General features: G+C 73.5%; 19 protein-coding genes and 1 pseudogene. 9 read left to right on the forward strand and 11 right to left on the reverse strand.

The features are described from left to right. Positions 1 to 76 precede the first annotated feature (76 nt). The 4 genes from AB0C87_RS30230 to AB0C87_RS30245 all read left to right on the forward strand — a co-directional run bounded on the left by AB0C87_RS30230 (position 77) and on the right by AB0C87_RS30245 (position 4736). Complete coding sequence (locus AB0C87_RS30230) at positions 77 to 673, forward strand: HD domain-containing protein (protein ID WP_345175245.1); 597 nt, start codon at positions 77 to 79, stop codon at positions 671 to 673. Between the two features lie 53 nt (positions 674 to 726). Continuing rightward, positions 727 to 3234, forward strand: coding sequence for a DUF3516 domain-containing protein (locus AB0C87_RS30235; RefSeq protein ID WP_360358323.1), 2508 nt, complete (start codon positions 727 to 729; stop codon positions 3232 to 3234). A gap of 8 nt (positions 3235 to 3242) precedes the next feature. Next, positions 3243 to 4046, forward strand: coding sequence for a carbon-nitrogen hydrolase family protein (locus AB0C87_RS30240; RefSeq protein ID WP_360580624.1), 804 nt, complete (start codon positions 3243 to 3245; stop codon positions 4044 to 4046). Between the two features lie 195 nt (positions 4047 to 4241). Then, the gene (locus tag AB0C87_RS30245) at positions 4242 to 4736 is read left to right on the forward strand and encodes a hypothetical protein (RefSeq protein WP_345175240.1); all 495 of its coding nucleotides are present in this window, start codon (positions 4242 to 4244) and stop codon (positions 4734 to 4736) included. Positions 4737 to 4744: 8 nt separating this feature from the next. On the opposite strand, the gene AB0C87_RS30250 is transcribed toward AB0C87_RS30245, so the two are convergent. The 5 genes and pseudogenes from AB0C87_RS30250 to AB0C87_RS30270 form a co-directional block, all read right to left on the reverse strand. Then, complete coding sequence (locus tag AB0C87_RS30250) at positions 4745 to 5131, reverse strand: Clp protease N-terminal domain-containing protein (protein WP_353832077.1); 387 nt, start codon at positions 5129 to 5131, stop codon at positions 4745 to 4747. Next, positions 5126 to 5302, reverse strand: a pseudogene (locus AB0C87_RS30255) (Clp protease N-terminal domain-containing protein); the annotation flags it as partial. The pseudogene AB0C87_RS30255 and the gene AB0C87_RS30250, both read right to left, overlap by 6 nt. A gap of 3 nt (positions 5303 to 5305) precedes the next feature. Then, complete coding sequence (locus AB0C87_RS30260; protein ID WP_345175238.1) at positions 5306 to 5539, reverse strand: helix-turn-helix domain-containing protein; 234 nt, start codon at positions 5537 to 5539, stop codon at positions 5306 to 5308. Positions 5540 to 5596: 57 nt separating this feature from the next. After that, positions 5597 to 6616, reverse strand: a complete 1020-nt coding sequence (locus tag AB0C87_RS30265) for a CNNM domain-containing protein (protein WP_353832072.1) — start codon at positions 6614 to 6616, stop codon at positions 5597 to 5599. Then, positions 6613 to 7938, reverse strand: coding sequence for a hemolysin family protein (locus tag AB0C87_RS30270; protein ID WP_345175234.1), 1326 nt, complete (start codon positions 7936 to 7938; stop codon positions 6613 to 6615). The genes AB0C87_RS30265 and AB0C87_RS30270 overlap by 4 nt, the downstream gene beginning before the upstream one ends. A gap of 171 nt (positions 7939 to 8109) precedes the next feature. On the opposite strand from AB0C87_RS30270, the gene AB0C87_RS30275 reads away from it, so the two are divergent. Both AB0C87_RS30275 and AB0C87_RS30280 read left to right on the forward strand, forming a co-directional pair. Beyond that, positions 8110 to 9069: an MBL fold metallo-hydrolase gene (locus AB0C87_RS30275; protein ID WP_360580627.1), complete on the forward strand. Its 960-nt coding sequence runs from the start codon at positions 8110 to 8112 to the stop codon at positions 9067 to 9069. Positions 9070 to 9201: 132 nt separating this feature from the next. After that, complete coding sequence (locus AB0C87_RS30280; protein ID WP_360580629.1) at positions 9202 to 10206, forward strand: hypothetical protein; 1005 nt, start codon at positions 9202 to 9204, stop codon at positions 10204 to 10206. Positions 10207 to 10219: 13 nt separating this feature from the next. Here AB0C87_RS30280 and AB0C87_RS30285 read toward each other — a convergent pair whose 3' ends face one another. The 3 genes from AB0C87_RS30285 to AB0C87_RS30295 all read right to left on the reverse strand — a co-directional run bounded on the left by AB0C87_RS30285 (position 10220) and on the right by AB0C87_RS30295 (position 13119). Further along, complete coding sequence (locus AB0C87_RS30285; protein ID WP_360580657.1) at positions 10220 to 12088, reverse strand: potassium transporter TrkA; 1869 nt, start codon at positions 12086 to 12088, stop codon at positions 10220 to 10222. 192 nt (positions 12089 to 12280) lie between these two features. Then, on the reverse strand, positions 12281 to 12610 hold the full coding sequence (locus AB0C87_RS30290; RefSeq protein WP_179834013.1) for an Lsr2 family protein: 330 nt from the start codon (positions 12608 to 12610) through the stop codon (positions 12281 to 12283). A 17-nt stretch (positions 12611 to 12627) separates the two neighbouring features. Next, on the reverse strand, positions 12628 to 13119 hold the full coding sequence (locus AB0C87_RS30295) for an Lsr2 family protein (protein ID WP_345175231.1): 492 nt from the start codon (positions 13117 to 13119) through the stop codon (positions 12628 to 12630). A 171-nt stretch (positions 13120 to 13290) separates the two neighbouring features. Here AB0C87_RS30295 and AB0C87_RS30300 point away from each other — a divergent pair, with 171 nt between their 5' ends. The 3 genes from AB0C87_RS30300 (at position 13291) to AB0C87_RS30310 (ending at position 18317) form a co-directional block, all read left to right on the forward strand. Further along, positions 13291 to 15387: a catalase gene (locus AB0C87_RS30300; RefSeq protein WP_360580631.1), complete on the forward strand. Its 2097-nt coding sequence runs from the start codon at positions 13291 to 13293 to the stop codon at positions 15385 to 15387. 667 nt (positions 15388 to 16054) lie between these two features. After that, the gene (locus tag AB0C87_RS30305) at positions 16055 to 17098 is read left to right on the forward strand and encodes a hypothetical protein (RefSeq protein ID WP_360580633.1); all 1044 of its coding nucleotides are present in this window, start codon (positions 16055 to 16057) and stop codon (positions 17096 to 17098) included. A gap of 13 nt (positions 17099 to 17111) precedes the next feature. Continuing rightward, positions 17112 to 18317: a helix-turn-helix domain-containing protein gene (locus AB0C87_RS30310; RefSeq protein WP_360580635.1), complete on the forward strand. Its 1206-nt coding sequence runs from the start codon at positions 17112 to 17114 to the stop codon at positions 18315 to 18317. Between the two features lie 14 nt (positions 18318 to 18331). Here the strand turns inward: AB0C87_RS30310 and AB0C87_RS30315 are convergent, their stop codons facing one another. The 3 genes from AB0C87_RS30315 to AB0C87_RS30325 form a co-directional block, all read right to left on the reverse strand. Next, positions 18332 to 18718: a nuclear transport factor 2 family protein gene (locus tag AB0C87_RS30315; protein ID WP_345175609.1), complete on the reverse strand. Its 387-nt coding sequence runs from the start codon at positions 18716 to 18718 to the stop codon at positions 18332 to 18334. Between the two features lie 98 nt (positions 18719 to 18816). After that, the gene (locus AB0C87_RS30320) at positions 18817 to 20004 is read right to left on the reverse strand and encodes an alcohol dehydrogenase catalytic domain-containing protein (RefSeq protein WP_353832074.1); all 1188 of its coding nucleotides are present in this window, start codon (positions 20002 to 20004) and stop codon (positions 18817 to 18819) included. 78 nt (positions 20005 to 20082) lie between these two features. Next, positions 20083 to 20736 (reverse strand): hypothetical protein, encoded by a 654-nt coding sequence (locus AB0C87_RS30325; protein WP_360580637.1) that lies wholly within the window; start codon positions 20734 to 20736, stop codon positions 20083 to 20085. Positions 20737 to 20762 lie beyond the last annotated feature (26 nt).

Here is a 20762-nt window from a genome sequence, read left to right on the forward strand (position 1 = left end):
CGATTCGTTCAGCCCTTTGTTGCCGCACGGTCCGTCCCTAATCACCGCGCGGGCGCCGCGGCCTTAAGGTCGTGGGGTGGAGATACCGGGGGACGACGAGATCCGGGCGCTGCACGAGCGGTACGCGCCGGGGGAAGCCGCGTTCGAGGCCGTGTGGACGCACTGCGTCATCGTGAGCGAGATCGCCGAGCGGATCATGGACGGGGCGGGGCTCGCGGTCGACGCGGACCTCGTGCGGGCCGGGTGCCTGCTGCACGACCTCGGCGTCTACCGGCTGTACGGCCCGTCCGGGGCGATCGACCTCAGCGGCTACGTCCGGCACGGGGTGCTCGGTCACGAGATCCTCCGGGACGAGGGGTTCCCAGAGGAGATCTGCCGGTTCTGCTCGTGCCACACCGGGGTGGGGTTGACCAGGGAGGACATCGCGCGGCAGCGGCTTCCCGTGCCCGCCGGCGACTACGTCGCCGTGACCGGCGAGGAGCGGCTCGTCATGTACGCCGACAAGTTCCACAGCAAGACCGATCCGCCGACCTTCGTGTCCGCCGCCGCGTACGCCGGCCGCGTCCGGCGGTTCGGGGAGGAGAAGGTCTCCGTGTTCGAGGCGATGCGGGAGTCCTTCGGGGAGCCTGATCTCGAACCCCTCATGGCGAAGTACGGCCACGGGCTGGTCTAGGACGGGGGCAGCGTCCGGCGCGGGCAGTGGGTGATCGGGGGCAGGATGGAGGGGTGAGCCTTATCGATGAGCTTCCCTCCGGAAACGACACCGACGCCGACTCGCTGTTCGAGGCGTTCGAACGGTGGGTGTCGGGGCGCGGGATCACGCTGTACCCCGCCCAGGAGGAGGCGCTCATCGAGGTGGTGTCCGGCGCGAACGTGATCCTCTCCACGCCGACCGGGTCGGGCAAGAGCCTGGTGGCGGCGGGGGCGCTGTTCGCCGGGCTCGGCCGCGACCAGGTCGGGTTCTACACCGCGCCCATCAAGGCGCTGGTGTCGGAGAAGTTCTTCGACCTGTGCGAGATGTTCGGGCGCGACAACGTCGGGATGATGACCGGCGACGCCAGCGTGAACGCGGACGCGCCGATCATCTGCTGCACGGCCGAGGTGCTGGCGAACATCGCGCTCAGGGACGGCGCGGACGCCGACATCGGCGTGGTCGTGATGGACGAGTTCCACTTCTACGCCGAGCCCGAGCGGGGCTGGGCGTGGCAGATACCGCTGCTGGAACTGCCGCAGACCCAGTTCCTGCTCATGTCGGCCACCCTCGGCGACGTCTCGTTCTTCCAGAAGGACCTGACGCGGCGGACGGGGCGGCCGACGGCCCTGGTGACGTCGGCGGAGCGGCCCGTGCCCCTCATCTACGACTACCGGGTGACGCCGCTGCACGAGACGATCGAGGAGCTGCTGGCCGAGCAGAAGGCGCCGATCTACCTGGTGCACTTCACGCAGGCGGCGGCGATCGAGCGGGCGCAGGCGCTGATGAGCATCAACGTGTGCACCAAGGAGGAGAAGGCGCGGATCGCCGAGCTGATCGGCAACTTCCGGTTCACCACGAAGTTCGGGCGCAACCTGTCGCGGTTCGTCCGGCACGGCATCGGGGTCCACCACGCCGGGATGCTCCCCAAGTACCGGCGGCTGGTGGAGCGCCTCGCGCAGGCGGGCCTGCTGAAGGTCATCTGCGGGACCGACACCCTGGGGGTGGGGGTGAACGTCCCCATCAGGACCGTCGTGTTCACCGCGCTCAGCAAGTACGACGGGCACCGGGTGCGGCGGCTCAGGGCGCGGGAGTTCCACCAGATCGCCGGACGGGCGGGACGGGCCGGGTTCGACACGGTCGGGTTCGTCGTCGCGCAGGCGCCCGAGCACGTGGTGGAGAACGAGAAGGCGCTGGCCAAGGCCGGCGACGACCCGAAGAAGCGGCGGAAGGTCCAGCGCAAGAAGCCGCCGGAGGGGTTCGTCGGCTGGGACGAGGACGTCTTCAAGAAGCTGCAGGAGGCCGCGCCGGAGATGCTCCGGTCCCGGTTCCAGGTCAGCCACGCGATGCTGCTGTCGGTGATCGCGCGGCCGGGCAACGCGTTCCAGGCCATGAAGCGGCTGCTGACCGACAACCACGAGGAGCCCGCGGCGCGGCGCAGGCACATCTCCCGCGCCATCGCGATCTACCGTTCGCTGCTCGCGGGCGGCGTCGTCGAGGTGCTGCCGGAGCCGGACGACGCCGGCCGGTACGCGCGCATCACCGTCGACCTCCAGGAGGACTTCGCGCTCAACCAGGCGCTGTCGACGTTCGCGCTCGCGACCTTCGAGATCCTCGACCCGGCGTCGCCGTCGTACGCGCTGGACGTGCTGTCGGTGATCGAGGCGACGCTGGAGGACCCGCGGCAGATCCTGGCCGCGCAGGTCAACAAGGCGCGGGGCGAGGCCGTCCAGGAGATGAAGGCCGAGGGCATCGAGTACGAGGAGCGGATGGAGCTGCTCCAGGACGTCGACCACCCGAAGCCGCTGGAGGACGTGCTCGGCGCCGCCTACGAGGTGTACCGGGCCGGGCACCCCTGGGTCGGCGACCACCCGCTGCGCCCGAAGTCGGTCGTGCGCGACATGTACGAGCGGGCGATGACGTTCACCGAGTACATCGGCCACTACGAGCTGGCGCGGGGCGAGGGGCTCGTCCTGCGGTACCTGTCGGGGGCCTACAAGGCGCTGCAGCAGACCGTCCCGGAGTCGATCAAGACCGACGACCTGATCGACCTGATCGAGTGGCTGGGCGAGCTGGTCCGGCAGGTCGACTCCAGCCTGCTGGACGAGTGGGAGCAGCTCGCCAACCCCGCCGCCGAGGATCTGGACGAGCCGATCGAGGAGCGCGTCACCAGGGTCACCGCGAACGCGCGGGCGTTCCGGGTGCTGGTGCGCAACGCGATGTTCCGCCGGGTGGAGCTGGCGGCGCTGGAGCGCTACGGCGACCTCGGCGCGCTGGACCCCGACTTCGGCGCCGACGCGTGGGCGCAGGCCATGGACCGCTACTTCGAGGAGCACGACGAGCTGCTCACCGGGCCCGACGCGCGGGGGCCGAAGCTGCTGCAGATCGAGGAGGTCCCGGAGGACGCGCTGTGGCGCGTCCGGCAGGTCTTCGACGACCCGGAGGGGCACCACGACTGGGGCGTCAGCGCCGAGGTCGACCTCGCGGGCTCCGACCAGGAGGGCGAGGCCGTCGTCCGGGTGACCGGCGTCGACAGGATGTAGGAGGACGTATGGTGCGGGTCGCGGTGGCGCAGTTCGCGCCCGGGACAGACAAGGGCGAGAACCTGGCGGCGATCGGCGGGCTGGCCGCCGAGGCGGCCGGGCAGGGCGCGCGGGTCGTGGTGCTTCCCGAGTTCTCCATGTTCACCGCGCCGAAGATGGACCGGCGTTTCGTCGACTCGGCCGAGCCCCTGGACGGCCCGTTCGTGGCCGGGCTCGGCGAGCTGGCACGGCGCCACGGCATCCACGTCGTCGCGGGAGTGAACGAGCGCCTGGACGACCCGGACCGCATCTCCAACACGCTCGTCGCCGTCGCCCCCGGCGCGGGCGTCGTCGCCGAGTACCGCAAGATCCACCTGTACGACGCGTTCGGGTACGAGGAGTCGGCGCTGGTGCGGCCCGGCGAGATCGGCGAGCCGCGGACCTTCGCCGTCGACGGCGTCACGTTCGGGATGCAGACCTGCTACGACGTGCGGTTCCCCGAGGTGACGCGGCGGATCGTGGACGCGGGCGCCGACGTCCTGGCGCTGCCCGCCGAATGGGTGCCGGGGCCGCTCAAGGAGGACCACTGGCGGACGCTGGTGCGGGCCCGGGCGATCGAGAACACGATCTACGTGGCGGCCGCCGACCAGTGCGCCCCGACCGGCGCGGGCAACAGCATGGTCGTCGACCCGATGGGCGTCGTCGTGGCCGCGCTGGGGGAGGGGACCGGGGTCGTGTCCGGGGACGTCTCGCCCGAGCGCGTCAAGGCCGTCCGAGCGAAGAACCCGGCGCTCGACCTTCGCCGTTTCACCGTCACCCCGGCCGGGGGCTAGAGGGCCCCGGCCGCGAAGTCCGGCGTGACCGGGAAGTCCTCCGGCGCGGGTTGTGGTGGTCGGTGTCGGCCTTCTCCGCGTTGGCCGAGAAAATCGCCCTGCGCGCGTGGCGGCGCCCCTAGCCAAGGTATCGAGCTGGCAACGGTTGCGGCGCGTCTCCGTGTCCGGACGGGTGCGCAGCGTGACCATCGTGGGGTGCGCCTTTCTTCCAGCCTTCCGCCCGCCGGGTTCACCCGCGGCGAGCCCCGGCCGCCCGTCCGCCGTCCGAGCCGCCTGTCGGCGGTCGTCGCGGCGCTCGCCCTCGCCGCGGGGCTGTTCCTCGTCATCGCGTACGGGTCGACACGGGTCGCGCCGGCCCGTCCGGCGGACGGCGTCACCACGCCGGCGCCGTCGGCCAAGCCCGTTCCCGCGTCGACCCCGCCACCGGGACGGGACGTTGCGGAGCCCCGCGCGTACCCGTCCCGCCACCACGCCGGGAAGAAGAAGCGGGCCCACCGCCGCGAGCACGCCGCCGCCTCGCCGCGCCGGCACCACCGCCCCGTGCGGCGGCACCACAGGCCCGCGGCGCGAAAACCGCCGCGGGCCCGCCACGCCCCGTCGTGGGTCTCGGGCGAGTGCAAACGGCGCTTCCCCTACGATCCCGCCCGCGGCGCCGCCTGCGTCGGCGCCCTCACCGGCGCCTTCGGCTGACCGGGCGGTCAGGCCGCCTTGGCCGCCAGCAGGCGGCTCATCTCGGCGCGCAGCTCCTCGACGTCCGCCCCCGCCTCGGTGGCCAGCCGCACCGACGAGAAGTCGCCGTCGTGCAGGACGCCGAGAAGGAGGTGGCCGCTGCGGATCTCCTTCTGGCCGAGCCGGAGGGCGTGCCGCAGGCTCAGCTCCAGCGCCTTCTTGGCGTGCGGCGTGAGGGGGATGTGACCCCGGCGGACCCGGCCGCTCCTCCCGGCCGGCGCGTCGAGGGCGCCCTCGCCGAAGCTCTGCTCGGTGGCCTCGCGGACGGCGTCCAGGTCGATCCCGATGCTGCGCAGGGCGTCGGGGTCGAGGACGTCGCCGCCCGCGCGGTTGAGCCGAACGATCCGGGCCCGCAGGTCGTCCGGGCCGAGCCCGTGCTCGCGCAGGACGCGTCCGGTGGCGCTCTCGGCTCCCGCCAGGGTGAGCAGGACGTGCTCGGTGCCGATGCGGCCGTCGCGCAGCGCCCGCGCCTCGGCCTGGGCCCCGATGACCGTCTGCCGCGCGTCCGCGGTGAAACGCTCGAACATCGTCTACTGCTCCTTCTTGAGTAGGCGGCGGCCGGTGCCGTGCTTCTTGTGGACGGCCTGCCGGCTCACGCCGAGGCAGACCGCGATCTCCTGCCAGGACCAGCCCTGGTCGCGGGCGCTGGCGACCTGCAGCGCCTCCAACCGCTCGGCCAGCTCGCGCAGCGCGCGCACGGCCCGCAGTCCCACCGCGGGGTCCCGGCTGCTCGCCTCCTGGGCGAGCGTCACTCCGTCGCTCATGGCTGTCAATGTAGGTTGACATCCGAGGCGTGTCAACCAATGTTGACGCTTCGACGGTCAGCGCACGGCCATCAGCGTGGTGAGCAGGTCGTCCAGGCTGACCAGGCCGGCGACGCGGCCGTCCGGCCCGACGGCGAGACCGAGGTGGCTGTGCCCCGCCTTGAGGATCGCGACCGCCTCGCCCACGGGCGTGCCGACCGGCATCGCCGGAACGGGGTGCGCCAGGTCCCCGGCGGGGGTGGCGCGGCCCCGCGCGCGGGCCACGAAGGCGTCCCGGACGTGCACCATGCGGGCCTGCCCCGGTCGCCCGGCGCCCCGCAGCATGAGCCGGATGTGGCCCGTGCGGGCCGACGCGTCGATGACCTCCTGCGGCGTCGCGGACGCGGGGACCGACACGATGTCCGAGACCGGCACCACGAGGTCGGCCAGCGGGGCGCGGGGCGCGTCCAGGGCGGCGGTGAGCAGCGTCAGCTCGCTCTGGCCGATCAGCCCGAGCCTCCGCGACTCCTGGGCGATGCTGCGCAGCTGCTCGGGGGTGCGCGACACCTCCCGCGAGTCGGCGGGGCGGACGCCCACCAGCCGCAGGAGCAGGTTCGTCGCGCCGTTCAGCGCCGCCAGCACCGGGCGCACCATGGTGGCGAACGCGCGGAAGGGCAGGCCGAGCACGCTCGCCGAGCGCTCGGGGTCGGCGATCGCCCACGACTTCGGCGCCATCTCCCCGACGACCATGTGCAGGAACGTCACGAGCGCCAGAGCCAGCACGAACGCGACGGCGTGCGCCGCGCCCTCCGGCAGCCCGGCGGAGTGGAACAGCGGCGTGAGGGTCCCGGCGAACACCGGCTCGGACACCAGGCCGAGGCCGAGCGAGCACATCGTGATGCCGAGCTGCGCGCCCGCGAGGGTCACCGACAGCTCGTCGATCCCCGCGACGGCCGCGCCCGCCCCCCGCCCGCCGCGGGCGGCGGCCCGCTCCAGCCGCGGCCGCCGCGCCGCCACCAGCGCGAACTCGGTGGCGACGAAGAAGCCGTTGCCCGCCAGCAGCGCCAGCGTGACCAGGGCGCCCAGCCCGAGGTTCACCCGTCCTCCTCCACGGTGCGGATGCGGATCAGCTCCGGCACGTGCCGGTGGACGGTCAGGACCTCCACCACGGCGGTGCGGGCCGGCTCGTCCAGCCGGGTCGGGGCCAGCGGCACCCGGACGACGTCGCCCGGCCGCGCGACCCGGCCGAGCCGCTTCATCAGCAGGCCCGCGACGGTCTCGTAGTCGCCCTCCGGCAGCGCGATCCCGGTCTCGTGGGCGACCTCGTCCATCCGCAGCCCCGCGTCGGTCGTCCACCACTCGCCGCTGCGGATCGCGAGGTCCTCGCCCGGCTCGTTCTCGTCGGCGATCTCCCCGACCAGCTCCTCGGCGACGTCCTCCCAGGTGAGGATGCCGGCGAAGCCGCCGTACTCGTCCACCACGCAGGCGAGGGGCTCGCCGGCGCCCTGCAGCCGCAGCACCACCTCCGGCAGCGGCAGCGACGACGGCAGCAGCAGCGCCGGCCGGGCGAGCGCGCGGACCTCGGTGCGCGCGGCCTCGTCCGGGCCGAGCGCGACCAGCTCCTCCAGCCCGACGACCCCGACCACGTCGTCGACGCCCTCGCCGAGGACGGGGTAGCGGGTGTGCCCGCTCGCCGCGATCACGTCGCCCAGGTCGGCGGCCCGCGCCGCGGCGGGCACGGTCACCACGTCGACGCGGGGCACCATGACCTCCTCGGCGTCCCGCTCGGAGAACACCAGGGCCCGCTCCAGCAGGTCGGCGTGGCCCGCCTGGAACTGCTCCCCGGACTCGCCGATCATGTGCCCGAGCTCCTCCAGCGTCGCGCCGTGCCGCAGCTCCTCCACCGGCTCGATGCCCACCGCGCGGACGAGCCGGTTCGCGGACACGTCGAACAGCCTGATCAGCGGGCCGGCCGCGGCCAGGTAGAACAGGGTGGACCCGGCCAGCGCGCGGGCCAGCGACTCCGCCCGCGCCAGCGCCAGGTTCTTGGGGAAGAGCTCGCCCAGCAGCATCTGGATCACCGTGGCCAGGACGAACCCGAGCGCGACCGCCACCCCGCCGGACGCCGCGTCCGGGACCCCGCCCGCGCGCAGCGCCGGCGCGATCAGGTCGGCGAGGGCGGGCTTGGCGATGAAGCCCACGACCAGCGCGGTGACCGTGATGCCGAGCTGCGCGCCCGACAGCATGAACGAGAGCCGGCCCATCACCCGCACCGCGCGCCCCGCGGCCCGGTCGCCCTCCGCCGCCCGCTGGTCGAGCGCCGGGCGGTCCGCGGTGACGAACGCGAACTCCTGCGCCACGAAGTAGCCGGTCGCGGCGGTCAGCACGAGGACGGCCAGCAGTCCGAGCGCGGCGTTCACCCGGGCCTCCTCCTCACGCGCGGCACCTTCGAGACCCCTCCTACCCCCGCCCGGGCCGTCCCTCCCCGGAGGGCGGGACGGTTATCGACCGCTCTGCGTGGAATGAATCACTGTGCAGGCGAACCGCAGTGCAGGCGAAGAGGCCGGGGCCACGACCGCGAGGGGGCGCCCATGCCGAAACCGTTCGCGTCGTCCGCGGACCTGAGCGACAGGACGCAGACGCTGGAGGTCCTCGCCGACGGGGTGTACGCGCTCACGGCCGAGGGCGACCCGAACGTGGGGGCCGTGGAGGGCGAGGACTTCCTCGTCTGCTTCGAGGCCCTCGCCACGCCCGCCGCGGCGCGCGACTGGCTCGCCGTGCTGCGCGAGCACACCGACAAGCCCATCCGCTACCTGGTCCTGTCGCACTACCACGCCGTCCGCACGCTGGGCGCGAGCGCGTTCGGCGCCCCGGTGGTCGTCGCGCACGACCTGACGCGCGCGCTGATCGCCGAGCGCGGCAAGCAGGACTGGGAGTCGGAGTACGGCCGGATGCCCCGGCTGTTCAAGGACCCGGACGGCATCCCGGGGCTCACCTGGCCGACCGTGACGTTCACCGGCACCCTCACCATCGACCTCGGCGGCGACCGCGGCGACCTCGACCTGGCCTACTGCGGGCGCGGCCACACCGAGGGCGACATCGTGGCGTGGCTGCCCCGGCACCGGATCCTGTTCGCCGGCGACCTCGTGGAGACCCAGGCCGCGCTCTACACCGGCGACGCGTTCCATCGCGAATGGGCGTCCGGCACGCTCGACCACGTCCACTCCTTCGGGGCCGAGACCCTCGTCGGCGGGCGCGGGGCGGTCGCGCACGGCCGCGACGCCGTGCAGGCGGCCGTCCGGCAGACCCGCGACTTCCTCACCACGATGATCGGCGAGGTCGAACGGGTCCGGCGGGAGGGCGGCGCGCTCAGGGACGCGTTCGCCGCCGTCCACACGGCGCTCGCCCCCGCCTACGGCGGCTGGCCGATCTTCGAGCACTGCCTGCCCTTCGACGTCTCCCGCCTCTGGGACGAGCTGGACGGCATCGAACGCCCCCGCATCTGGACGGCCGAGCGCGACCGGGAGGTCTGGGCGGAGCTGCAGGACTAGCCGGTACCGGAGGAGGGATGCCCAGGGACCGCAGGAATGTCCGGATCTCGTGACAACCCGGAGACGGCCGGGCCCCGCGTGGAAGGCTCGGAACCGTCCGGCACAGGGTTCCCGACGCGGAGGGGAGTGGCGATGACCGAGCGATACCGTCCCCGCCCGGTGTTCGATCCCGGCATCGGCGGCGAGGAGCGCGCCCTGCTGGCCGCCGCGCCCGAGCGGCTCGTCCCGGCCTGCCTGCCCACTCCGGCGCCCCCGCGGCTGCGCACCGGCACGGTCGCGGCGCGGCTGGTGTGGATCCCGGCGTTCGCGCTGTTCTACGGCGTGCTGCCGGGCGGATGGCTGCGCGTCTGCTTCGTCGCCTCGCTGGACGACGACGAGCTCGTGGGCGGCGCGGTGCGCTGGGGGAGGCTGCCCGTGGTCGCGATGATGGTCGTCCCGGCCGTGCAGGTCCTCCTGCTGCTGCTCGGCCAGGTGGAGGCCGCAGTCGTCCTCGCGGCCGCGAGCTTCGCCGCCTGGGTCGCCGGGGCGCTGCGGTACGTCCGGGAGCCCGCCGCCGCCCGCGCCGCGCGGGAGCACCACGGCCGCTACCTCCTGCCGGCCGACTTCGACGAGCCCGCCTCGGGGCTCCTCGTCCGCGCCCAGCGCGCCGTGGACGCCGTGCTCGGGTCGCGGGCGCACGGCGCCGGGCTGCTTGACGACATCAACAACGCGGTCGTCCTGCCGCGCCAGGAGTGGGCGATCGCGGGCGCCCTCGCCGAGCACACGCGGCTGCGCCGGGAGCGCCGCGCCCAGCGGCCGGAACGCCTCTCGGCGCGCGTCCGGGCCCTGCTGGAACCGCAGGACCGCGCGCTGGAGCTGTCGATCCGCTCGGTCACCGGGCGGATCGAGGCGCTGGAGGCCTACGCGCGCCGGGCGGGGGAGGCCGACGACGCCTACCACGAGGCGGGCGTCCTGCAGGGGCTGCCCGAGCAGAACGCCCGCTACCGGGACCTGCTGGCGAGCACCGTCGGGGACGCCCTGGCGGGCGAGGAGATCCGCGGGATGGCCGAGGACGCCCGCCAGGCCGAGCTGGCGCTGCGCGAGCGCGTCGCGGGCGCCGTGCGGGCCGGGCACGAACTGGGCCCGCCGCTCCGCTGACCCCGGGTCCCGCTCAGTTCTCGGCGAGCACGATGACGCGGTCGTCGGCCGAGAGCGTGAGCGGCGCCCACTTGTCCGGGTTCAGCACCACCCCGTAGCCGGGCGGCTCGTGGAACCGCTCCGTCAGGCGGTAGCCGAGCGCGACCTCGCCGCGCCGCCGGGCCGACTCGATGAGCGTCGCGAAGTCGGCCTCGGCGCCCGGCGCCAGGTAGTCGCAGGCGGGCTTGAGGTAGATCTCCGAGCCGGCCGGGTCGAGCAGGTCGGCGAACACCTCGTACAGGTGCCGGTTCTCGCTCAGCTGGGTCAGCATCAGGCTGATCAGCTTCTCGCTGACGACGAAGTCGTCGGCCTTGGTGACCTGCGCGATCTCCCGGTTGGCGTCGTCGTTGATCTCGCTGACGATGGCGAAGGGGTCGCCGAGCCCGTCCTCGATGTCGCGCAGGTGCAGCAGCGTGACGAGGGTGCGGGCGTCGGCGTGCTCCCGGTCGCGCCCGGCGTCCGACAGCACGATGACGCGCTGGAACGAGCCGAGGTCGAGGGACTCCAGCGCCGGCCGCTCGGTCGGCTCCGCCCGGACGAAGTCGATCTTGAGGTGGGCCGCCGGGGGCAGCGCCCCGGTGGGGTCCTCGCGCGGCGCGGCGACGACCAGCGCCGAGTCCGGGGCGAGGAACTCGTCCAGCAGCTCGATGATCTTCGGTGCGCGGTGGTTCCAGCCGAGCATCAGCGTGCGCTCGGGCACCGGGGGCCGCGCGGTCGCCGTCGTGATCGCCGCCTCCCGGACGGGCGGCGCGGGCCCGGTGGCGAGCCGGATCAGCAGGTCGTCCTCCGCCAGGAGGATGATCTCGTCGTCGGCGCGGATCACGGTGTCCATCGGCGGGTTCAGCAGGACGGCCCCGTCCGCCCGCCGCAGTCCGGACGGGACGCCGAGGTCGTAGGCCGACAGCGACTCCCCGAACGTCCTGCCCGCGAGGGCCGGTTCGGTGCGCATGTAGAACTCGTGGCCGATGAAGTCCAGCAGCTCGGTGCAGACCTGCGACAGCCCCGACTGGCGGTGCGACTGGACGATCAGCCGGATCGCCACGTCGTCGGCGTCGATGACGTGCGCGGCGGGGCCGCCCGCGAGCCGGGCGGCGGGCAGGTTGGCCGAGTCGTGCACGGCGGCGACCACGTGCGGGCGGTGCCGCCCCCAGGTGCGGGCGCCGAGCGACAGCAGCACCTTGATGATGCGGGCGTCGGCCTCGTCGACCTCCGGCGTGACCACCATGATGGACCGCGCGGTGCCCGGGCTGACCAGCTCCACGTCCGCGACCTTCAGCGGGTCGCCGGTGCGGCACACGATCCTGGTGCGGCCGAGGTCGCCGACGCGCGCGCGGATGGCGTCCTCCATCTCGACCTTGTCCCGGTCGGCGAGGATCGCGACGCACGACCTGCGCCGGCTCTGGTTGGCCTCCACCAGCTCCGCCACCACGGTGAAGACCTGCTCGGACCAGCCGAGCAGCACCGTGTGGTCGTGCTCGACGATCCGCGACCGGCCCTTGCGCAACTCGGTGATCTTCGCTTCCAGGCCGGTGGTGAGCACGCCGATGAGCGAGCTGACGATGAAGATCCCGCCGATGGTCGAGACCAGCATCAGGCCGAGGTACGGCGCGGTGCCGGTGTCGTCCCCCATCGTCCCGGGGTCGAGCGTGCGCAGCAGGCTGCGCCAGACCATGCCGGGCCAGTGGCCGTTGGACTCGCTGTCGCCGGGCGCGAGCATGACGGCCGCGGTCGCCACCACCAGCACCAGCGCCCCGGACGCGAGCCCGAGCCAGCCGATGAGGGCGGGCGTCCCCTTCGCCATCGTCCGGTCGAACCAGTACCGGACCTTGTCCCGCCGCGTCACGCGTGTCAACGGGCCGCCCCCTCCGCCGTCGCCCCGGCGCCAGCTTATTGTGTTGTCTCGCACCATTACTGGCATTCTCTCCCGCAATGGGGGGAGGATTTGCCCGATGCACACGCAAGAGGGCCGGGGCGTGGATAAATCCGCCCCGGCCCCTCGCCGCGCGCCGGAACACCCCCGGCCGCGCGGCGGCCGCTAGTGTGCGGCTTCGTACTGCTCGATCACATTGGCGGGGATACGGCCCCGCTCATTGACCTTGATGCCGCGGTTCTTCGCCCACTCGCGAATCTCGGCGGAGCGCTCGCGGCTGCCCGCGGTGCGCGTCCCGCGGCCGCCCCGGCCCGCGGCCTTGCGCGCCTTGCGGGCGCCGGCCACGAACGGCTCCAGGCCGCTGCGGAGCTTGGCGGCGTTCTTCTTGCTCAGGTCGATCTCATAAGACGTGCCGTCGAGGGAAAAGCTGACGGTCTCGTCAGCCTCTCCGCCGTCGATGTCGTCCACGAGAAGGACTTCGACCTTCTGTGCCATGCGGGGACTCCCTCTAGCTATGCGTCCGGCTTGGCGTCCGGATGTGCCTCGATGAATGCAGCATAGACCTCATCCGATATCTTGCCACGTTCGGAGACTTCGATGTCCTCACGCAATGCCCACGCGCGGACATCGCCGTTCGTGTAGCCCTTGATCTTCGCGGTGCGCGACTTGCGGCCCTTCCCTGCCGGCTTCACCTCGGCGGCGTTCTCGATGAAGGGCGCGAGGGCGTCCAGCATCTCGTTCAGCCGCTTGTAGTTGTCATCGTTCAAGTCGATCGTGAACGTCCGGTCGAGGACTTCGAAGTCCCGCTTTGCGACATCGGCTCCTTCGGAGCCGTCGATGTCGTCCACCCGAATGACCTTCTCGGCCATGTGTTCTGTGTCTTCCTTCCCCTTGCCGACGCGGCGACCTTGACCGTAGCGGATTCCGGGGGCGGACATGGTGGCGGGACGCGCGGGGAGCACGGAAGAAGGGTGCGCGCCGGCCGCCGCGGCGCCGGTTCGCACGGTCGCCGTTCCCGTCCTCCCCGGGTCAGAGCGAGCACGAGCGCCTGGACCGGGTGGGACGGAGGGAGGCCCAAGTTCCGGTCAAACAACGCATGCCGCGGAGTTACCGGGGTAGCCGCCCCATCACGGGCGCAGCCACCGCCACCGACTCATCACCCGAGGAGCCAGAGCATGGGCGACCCCACCGGCCGCAACGACCGGAAGCAGGAGCAACTGGACCCTCGGCGGGTGAGCCCGGAAGGGGCGAGGCTCACCACCGACCAGGGCATCCGGGTCGACGACACCGACAACTCGCTCTCCGCGGGGGAGCGCGGACCCTCGCTGCTGGAGGATTTCCATCTGCGCGAGAAGATCACCCATTTCGACCACGAGCGGATTCCCGAGCGGGTCGTGCACGCGCGCGGTTCGGGAGCCTACGGCCATTTCACGCTGCACGAGTCCCTCGCCGAGTACACGACGGCCGAATTCCTGACGGACACCTCGCTGACGACGCCGGTGTTCGTGCGGTTCTCCACCGTCGCCGGGTCCCGCGGCTCCGCCGACACGGTCCGGGACGTCCGCGGGTTCGCCACGAAGTTCTACACGCGGCAGGGCAATTTCGACCTCGTCGGCAACAACATGCCGGTCTTCTTCATCCAGGACGGCATCAAGTTCCCCGACTTCGTGCACGCGGTGAAGCCCGAGCCGGCGAGCGAGATCCCGCAGGCGTCCTCCGCGCACGACACCCTCTGGGACTTCGTGCAACTCCAGCCCGAGACCATGCACATGATGATGTGGCTCATGTCGGACCGGGCGCTGCCGCGCAGTTACGCGATGATGGAGGGCTTCGGCGTCCACACTTTCCGGCTCGTGAACGCCGAGGGGCGCGCGACGTTCGTGAAGTTCCACTGGAAGCCCAGGCTCGGGATCCACTCGCTCGCCTGGGACGAGACCCAGAAGATCGCGGGGAAGAACCCCGACTTCAACCGGGCCGACCTCTGGGAGCGGATCGAGGCCGGCGCCTTCCCCGAGTACGAGTTCGGGGTCCAGCTCGTCCCGGAGGAGGACGAGCACGCGTTCGACTTCGACCTGCTCGACCCGACCAAGATCATTCCGGAGGAGCGGGTGCCGGTGCGGCCGGTCGGCACGCTGGTGCTCGACCGCAACCCCGACAACTTCTTCGCCGAGACCGAGCAGGTCGCCTTCCACCTCGGCAACGTCGTGCCCGGCATCGACTTCACCAACGACCCGCTGCTGCAGGCGCGGCTGTTCTCCTACCTGGACACGCAACTGATCCGGCTCGGCGGGCCGAACTTCCCGCAGCTCCCCGTGAACCGTCCCGTCGCGCCCGTCCGCAACCACCACCGCGACGGCTACCACCAGACGGACATCCACCAGGGGCGGGCGAGCTACCACAAGAACTCGCTGTCGGGGGGCTGCCCGGCGGTGGGCGGCGAGGGCTCCTTCACCCACTACCAGGAGCGGGTGGACGGCAACAAGATCCGCAAGCGCAGCGAGAGCTTCGCCGACCACTACTCCCAGGCGACGCTGTTCTGGAACAGCATGTCCGAGTGGGAGAAGGAGCACATCGTCGGCGCGTTCCGGTTCGAGCTCGGCAAGTGCGACCACCGGCACATCCGGGAGGGCGTCATCGAGCACCTCAACCACGTCGACCACGCCCTCGCCGTCCAGGTCGCCGAGGGCGTCGGGGTGGAGCCGCCCGGGGAGCCGGCGACGGCGAACCACGGCCGCACCTCGCCCGCGCTGAGCCAGGCGAACGCGCGCGCGGACTCCGTCCAGGGCCGCAAGATCGCGGTGCTGGTGGCGGACGGGGCCGACTCGGCGGCCGTCGCGGCGGTCGGCGACGCGCTCACCGAGGCCGGGGCGGTGGTCGAGGTCCTCGCCGCGAAGGACGGCTTCGTCCAGGCGGCGAACGGCGGGCAGATCGAGGTGACCCGCGCCATGCCGACGGTCGCGTCCGTCCTCTACGACGCCGTGCTCGTGCCGGGCGGCGAGCAGAGCGTGCGGACGCTGGCGGGGGACGGCGACGCCGTGCACTTCGTCGCCGAGGCCTTCGTCCACTGCAAGGCGATCGGCGCGCTCGACGAGGGCATCGGCCTGCTGGAGCGGGCCGGCATCGACGGCGTGCGGTTCTCCGACGGGGACGCCGTCAGCGACGCCGGCGTCGTCACCGGGCGCGGGGCGGGCGGCGGCTTCCCCGCCAAGCTGGTCGAGGCGGTCGCGGCGCACCGGCACTGGACGCGCAAGAAGGCGCACGTGCCGGCCTGACCCGCGGCCGGGGACGGCCTCCCGCCCGCGGGCGGGACGGATCGGGGGACGGGGCCCGGCGCGGCGGACGCTCACGCGAGCCGCCGCGCCGGGCCCCGCCGCACTGGCCGCATTCTGCCAATAATCTGTGGGCAACGTCACAGAGCACGGTCGATCCGGGCAATTGAAGAATAATTTGAAAATATACCTTGTGCGATCCGCCGGATAATGCGCGGCGTTGATCAGGTGGAAACGCGCGGCGCTCGGTCTCCCGGAAGGCGGGTGACGTGCGCGATCGACGCCGCCCGCGGCCGGCCGCCCTCTCGCAAGCGGACGCTGACATGCGGTTTCCGGGCCGGCGGCGCCTGTCGCGGAGCGTGTCCGCGTCGTGCCGGTTGCCGGACCGGGCAGCCCGGCGCGCCCCGGACTGCCCAGGGGTGCAGTTCATGGATCCGCTTTTCTGTAGCAAGATGACGGCCGTCCGGTCGGCTTTTCCGCCCTTCCCTGGAAGAGCGTCCGGCGCCGTTTCCTGAGCGGGTCGGCGAGCGTCGGGCCGGGAAAAGGAAACGCGCATGGCCGGGTCCGTCATCGCTCGATTTCGTGAGCCGGCGTTCCCGACGGCGCCCGGATCGAGCCGGACGGCGGCGCCGGCACGGCTCGCGACACCCCGCAGCAGAGGAGTTGGCACGTGGACGAGGGAGCGTTCGGCAGAGCCGCCCAGGAACGGGCGATCGCCGAGGTCGAGGTGGAGATGGCGAGGCTGTGCGAGCTGCTCGCCGAGGGCCTCGCGATGGGCGTCGACGGGGGCCGCGAGATGGTCGGGGGCGCCATGTCGGAGTTCCTCGTGGAGTTCTTCGGGCTCGTCCGGGCCGAGGGCCCGCGTCCGGGCGTGAGAGAAGTGATCACGCTGCCGCTGCTGGTGCACGGGGCGGAGACCGGCGCGCCGGGCCCCGCCATGCCCGTCGCCGTGCTGCACCTGCTCTGGTGGGCGTCGGCGCGCCACCTCGACGACCTCACCTCCGCCGGCGCGCCGGCCCCCGCGGGCGCCGCCGCCGGCGGGAGGGTGCTCACCGCGCTGGCCGTCGGCGGCCAGCTGCCCGGCCGGCTCATCGCCGGCATGCCCGTCGGCGCCGCCGTGCGCGCCGCGCTCGCGGACGAGCTCTCGCGCGCCTGGGTGGACGCCGTCGACGGGCGGCTCCGCGTCCTCGCCGAGCGGGCGCCGAACGCCACCTGCGAGTCGGTGCTGCGCGGCTACGAGGGCAGGACCGGCGCGCCCTACGCGATGGCCGCGGCCTCGGCGGCGCGCCTCGCCGGAGCGGACGACCACCGGGTCGCGGGCTGGCGGGCGTACGGCCGCGCGTTCGGCGTGCTGTGCCGGCTCGCCGACGACCGGCGCGACCTCGTCTCCGGGCGGCACGAGGGCCTCGCCGCCGGCACCGCCACGCACCTGCTCGTCCACCTGCTGGCCGGGCTGCCGCCCGCGCGGCGCCGCGAGGCCCTCGCGCTGCACGCCTCCGCCCGCCACTCGGCGTCCGCGCGCGCCGAGATGGCCGCCTGGATGCTCGACGAGGAGGTCGCCGAGTCCCACGCCGCCTCCGTCGCGCCGCTGGCCGGGCGCGCCCACGGCCTGCTCGACATGCTCGGCGGCGATCCGGGCTGCGTCCGGGAGCTGCACCGGGCAGTGGAGGGCACCGTCGGCCACCTGCCCGGGCTGCCGCTGGCCGCGGCCTAGGGGAGGATCGTCGATGACCGTTTCCGGCGGCCTCCCGGAAGTCCTCGCCGCGCACTGCCCGCGGGTCGCCACGGCGATCCGGGAGGCCCTGCACGGCCACCCCGCCTACCAGCCGATCCGCCGGGCGGCGGGCCCGATGTTCGGCGGGCGCCGGGAGACCTGCGCCCGGCTGCTCGGCCTCGTCCTGCGCCGGTCGCCCCTCCCCGAGGACGACCGCGACCGCTTCCGCGACCTCGGCGTCCTCGCGGCCCGGCAGGCGATCCCGCTGCCGGTGCTGTCGGAGGCGTGGGACCTGGCCCTCGCCGCCGCGGCGCGGTCGTGCTGGACGGTCGCGCCGCCCGGCTGCTTCACCGAGATGGCCGAGCTGACCGCGCACGCGGCCCGGCTCGCGGCCGGCGCGCGGGAGGCCTGCATCCAGGGGTACGCGGAGGCGCCCCGCGAGGGGACGATATCGCGGCCGCTGCGCCGGCTCCTCGCCGAGACCCTGATCGACGGCGCTCCCGCCGGAGTGATCGCCGACGCGGCCGGCGTCCGCCTCGCGCCCGCCTACCTCGTCCTGCGGTGCGAGGCCCCCGCGCTCGCGGAACAGGACTGGGAGCGGGAGAGCGAGCGCCTGGAGTCCTGGGAGGGCGTGCTGTACTCCGGCGGCCCGGAGGGGCTGACCGTGCTGTTCCCGGCCGCCGAACCGCTGCGCGCGGAGGACCTGGCCGCCGAGTTCACCGCGGGCCTCGCCGCCCGTTCGCGCGGGCCCGTGCACGCCGCCCGGTCCTGCCGGCGCGGCGTCGCCGGCATCCCGGCGGCGCTGGAGGAGGCCTCCCGCGTCCTGACGATCGCCAAGGCCATCCCGGACGCCGAGGACCGCCCCTACGGGGCCGACGAGCTGCTCGTCGAGCTGGCGATCCTCGGGCAGCCCGCGATCCGCGGGCGGCTCGCCGCCGTGCTGTCCCCGCTCGACGCCGGCACCGACCTGCGGCGGACGCTGGAGGTGCTGCTCGCCTGCAACCTCGACCGCGAGCGCGCCGCGCGGGAGCTGTGGATCCACCGCCGCACGCTGCACTACCGGCTGGACCGCATCCGGGCCCTGTCCGGCGTCGACCCGAGCTCCGCGCGCGGCCTCCAGCTGTTCCGCGCCGCCCTCACCTCGGCCCGGCTGGCGCGCCTCGAGCACGAGGGCCGCCGCGCCGAGGACGGCTCCCTCCCCTCACCGGTGAGCGTCTGAAGGGAGGCCCGGGGTCAGGCGAGGCCCATCTCGCGTCTGACGTTCTCGTACTGCACCGCCATCGCGTCCGCGAGCGCCTGCGCGCCCGACAGCGGCCGGACCATGACGCAGAACTCGTCGATGAGCCCGGCGTCGTCGTGGTGCAGGAAGTCGCAGCCGTGCACCTCGCGGTCGCCGATCCGCGCCTTGAAGACCAGCGCGTGGTCCCGGCCGCCGCCGATCTCGCGGACGTAGCGGAAGTCGGCGAAGACCCGGGTCACCGCGCGCAGGATCGCGGTGGCCGTGGCACGTCCCTCGTACGGCGCGAACGCCACCGGGCTGAGGAACGTCACGTCCTCGGCCAGCAGCGCCGGAAGGGCGTCCAGGTCGCCCTTCTCGATGGCGGCGCGGAACGGGTGCATCGGGTCCACCTCCAGAGCCTCGGTCATCGGCACGCCCGAGGACGTGCCGGAAAGCCTAGGGCGGGCGGCCCTGGTCCGCGATCACCCGGCGGGCGCCGTCACGTGCCCGGCCGCAGCAGGATCTTGACGGCGCCGTCCCGCTTCTTCTGGAACATCTCGTAGGCCTCGGGCGCCCTCTCCAGCGGCCAGCGGTGCGTGGCGAGGTCCATCACGCCGAGCGGGTCGGCGTCGTCGGCGATGAGCGGCATCAGGTCGTCGATCCAGCGCTTGACGTGGGCCTGGCCCATGCGCAGGGTGACGCCCTTGTCGAACATCTGCATCATCGGCAGCGGGTCCGTCATGCCGCCGTACACGCCGCTGAGGGAGATCGTCCCGCCCCGCCGCACGACCTCGATGGCCGTGGTGAGCGCCGCGAGCCGGTCCACCCCGACCCGCGCCATCAGCGGCGCGGCGGAGTTGCCCGGCATGAGCCCGGTGAGGGCCTGAGCGATCTTGGCGCCGGGGGAGCCGTGCGCCTCCATGCCGACGGCGTCGATCACCGAGTCGGTGCCGCGCCCGCCGGTGAGCTGCCGGACCGCGTCCGGCACGTCGTCGGCGTCGGAGGCGTCGATCACCTCGATCCCGTGCCGGCGCGCCATCTCCAGCCGCTCCGGGACGAGGTCGACCGCGATCACCCGGTGGCCGAGACGGCGGGCCACGCGGGCCGACATCTGCCCGATCGGGCCGAGCCCGAGCACGGTGACCGAACCGCCCTCGGGGATGTCGGCGAAGGCCACCGCCTGCCAGGACGTGGGGAGCACGTCCGACAGGTAGACGAACCGCTCGTCCGGCGGCCCCTCGGGCACCTTGATCGGCCCGAACTGGGCCTGTGGTACCCGCAGGTACTCGGCCTGCCCGCCGGGCACCTGCCCGTACAGCCGCGTGTAGCCGAACAGGGCCGCGCCGGTGTTCTGCTCGCGGACCTGCGTCGTCTCGCACTGGGCGTACAGCTCGAGGCCGCACATGTGGCAGTGCCCGCACGCGATGTTGAACGGGATGACCACGCGGTCGCCGGGTCGGACGTGGGTGACGTCCGGCCCGGTCTCCTCGACGACGCCCATCGGCTCGTGGCCGAGGATGTCGCCCTCGCTCATGAACGGCCCGAGCACCTCGTACAGGTGCAGGTCCGATCCGCAGATGCCGGTCGAGGTGACCCGGATGACCGCGTCGTTCGCCTCCTTGATCTTCGGATCGGGGACCTCGTCGACGCGGACGTCGCGCTTGCCGTGCCAGGTGACAGCCTTCATCGTGCTCCTCCGGTGGGACGGGCTCCGTCCCAGGCGGCCCTACCCGGGCGGCCGGGGCGAAACGTCCGCGCCCGGCCGTCAGGGGCAGCGGTGGGCCCGCGCGACGGCGCGCACGGCCGCCGTCCTGGTCGCCCAGAGGGAGGGCATGGCGGGCGGGTACGCGTCCGGCCCCGGTTCGGGGCGCAGCCGGAATCCGCGGGCGTCGTAGGCCTCCCAGCCCGTCCTGCGGCCGCGCAGGTTCAGGACGTGCGTCACGGTCCCGGCGGCGTGCCCGTCGTGGCGCAGATGCCAGCGGTGGGCGTCACGGTCCGCGGTCGTGAACTGGTACAGCCGCCAGCCGGGCCCGAAGCGGTGGGCCAGGTCGAGGGTCACGAGCGGCTCGCCGCTGCCCGGCCGCCGGGTGCGTTCCCGGGTGCCGGTGCCGGTGCCGGTGCCGGTGCCGGTGCTGGGACGCGGTCCGTGGTCGCGGACGAGCCGGGCGAGTTCGCGTGCGGCCTCCGCCAGGGCGTGCGCGGCTTCCGCGAGCCGCCGCTCGTCCGCCGGCGGCGCGCCGGCGGCGGCACCGGTCTCGCGTTGCGCCCGCGCCATCCTCCTGCGCGCGGCGTCCAGCCGGTCGAGCGCGCGTGCGGCCTCGTCGCGCGCGGCCGCGACACCGGCCTGCCCGCCGGCGTCCCGCGGGCGCGGTGGTCCGGCGGGCTCCCGGGCCCGGGGGGTGAGCTTCTCGTCTCGCACGGGGGGCTCCTTCGAACGTGCCATTC

This window comes from Actinomadura sp. NPDC048021, assembly GCF_040653135.1.
GTDB classification, from domain to species: Bacteria; Actinomycetota; Actinomycetes; order Streptosporangiales; family Streptosporangiaceae; genus Spirillospora; species Spirillospora verrucosospora.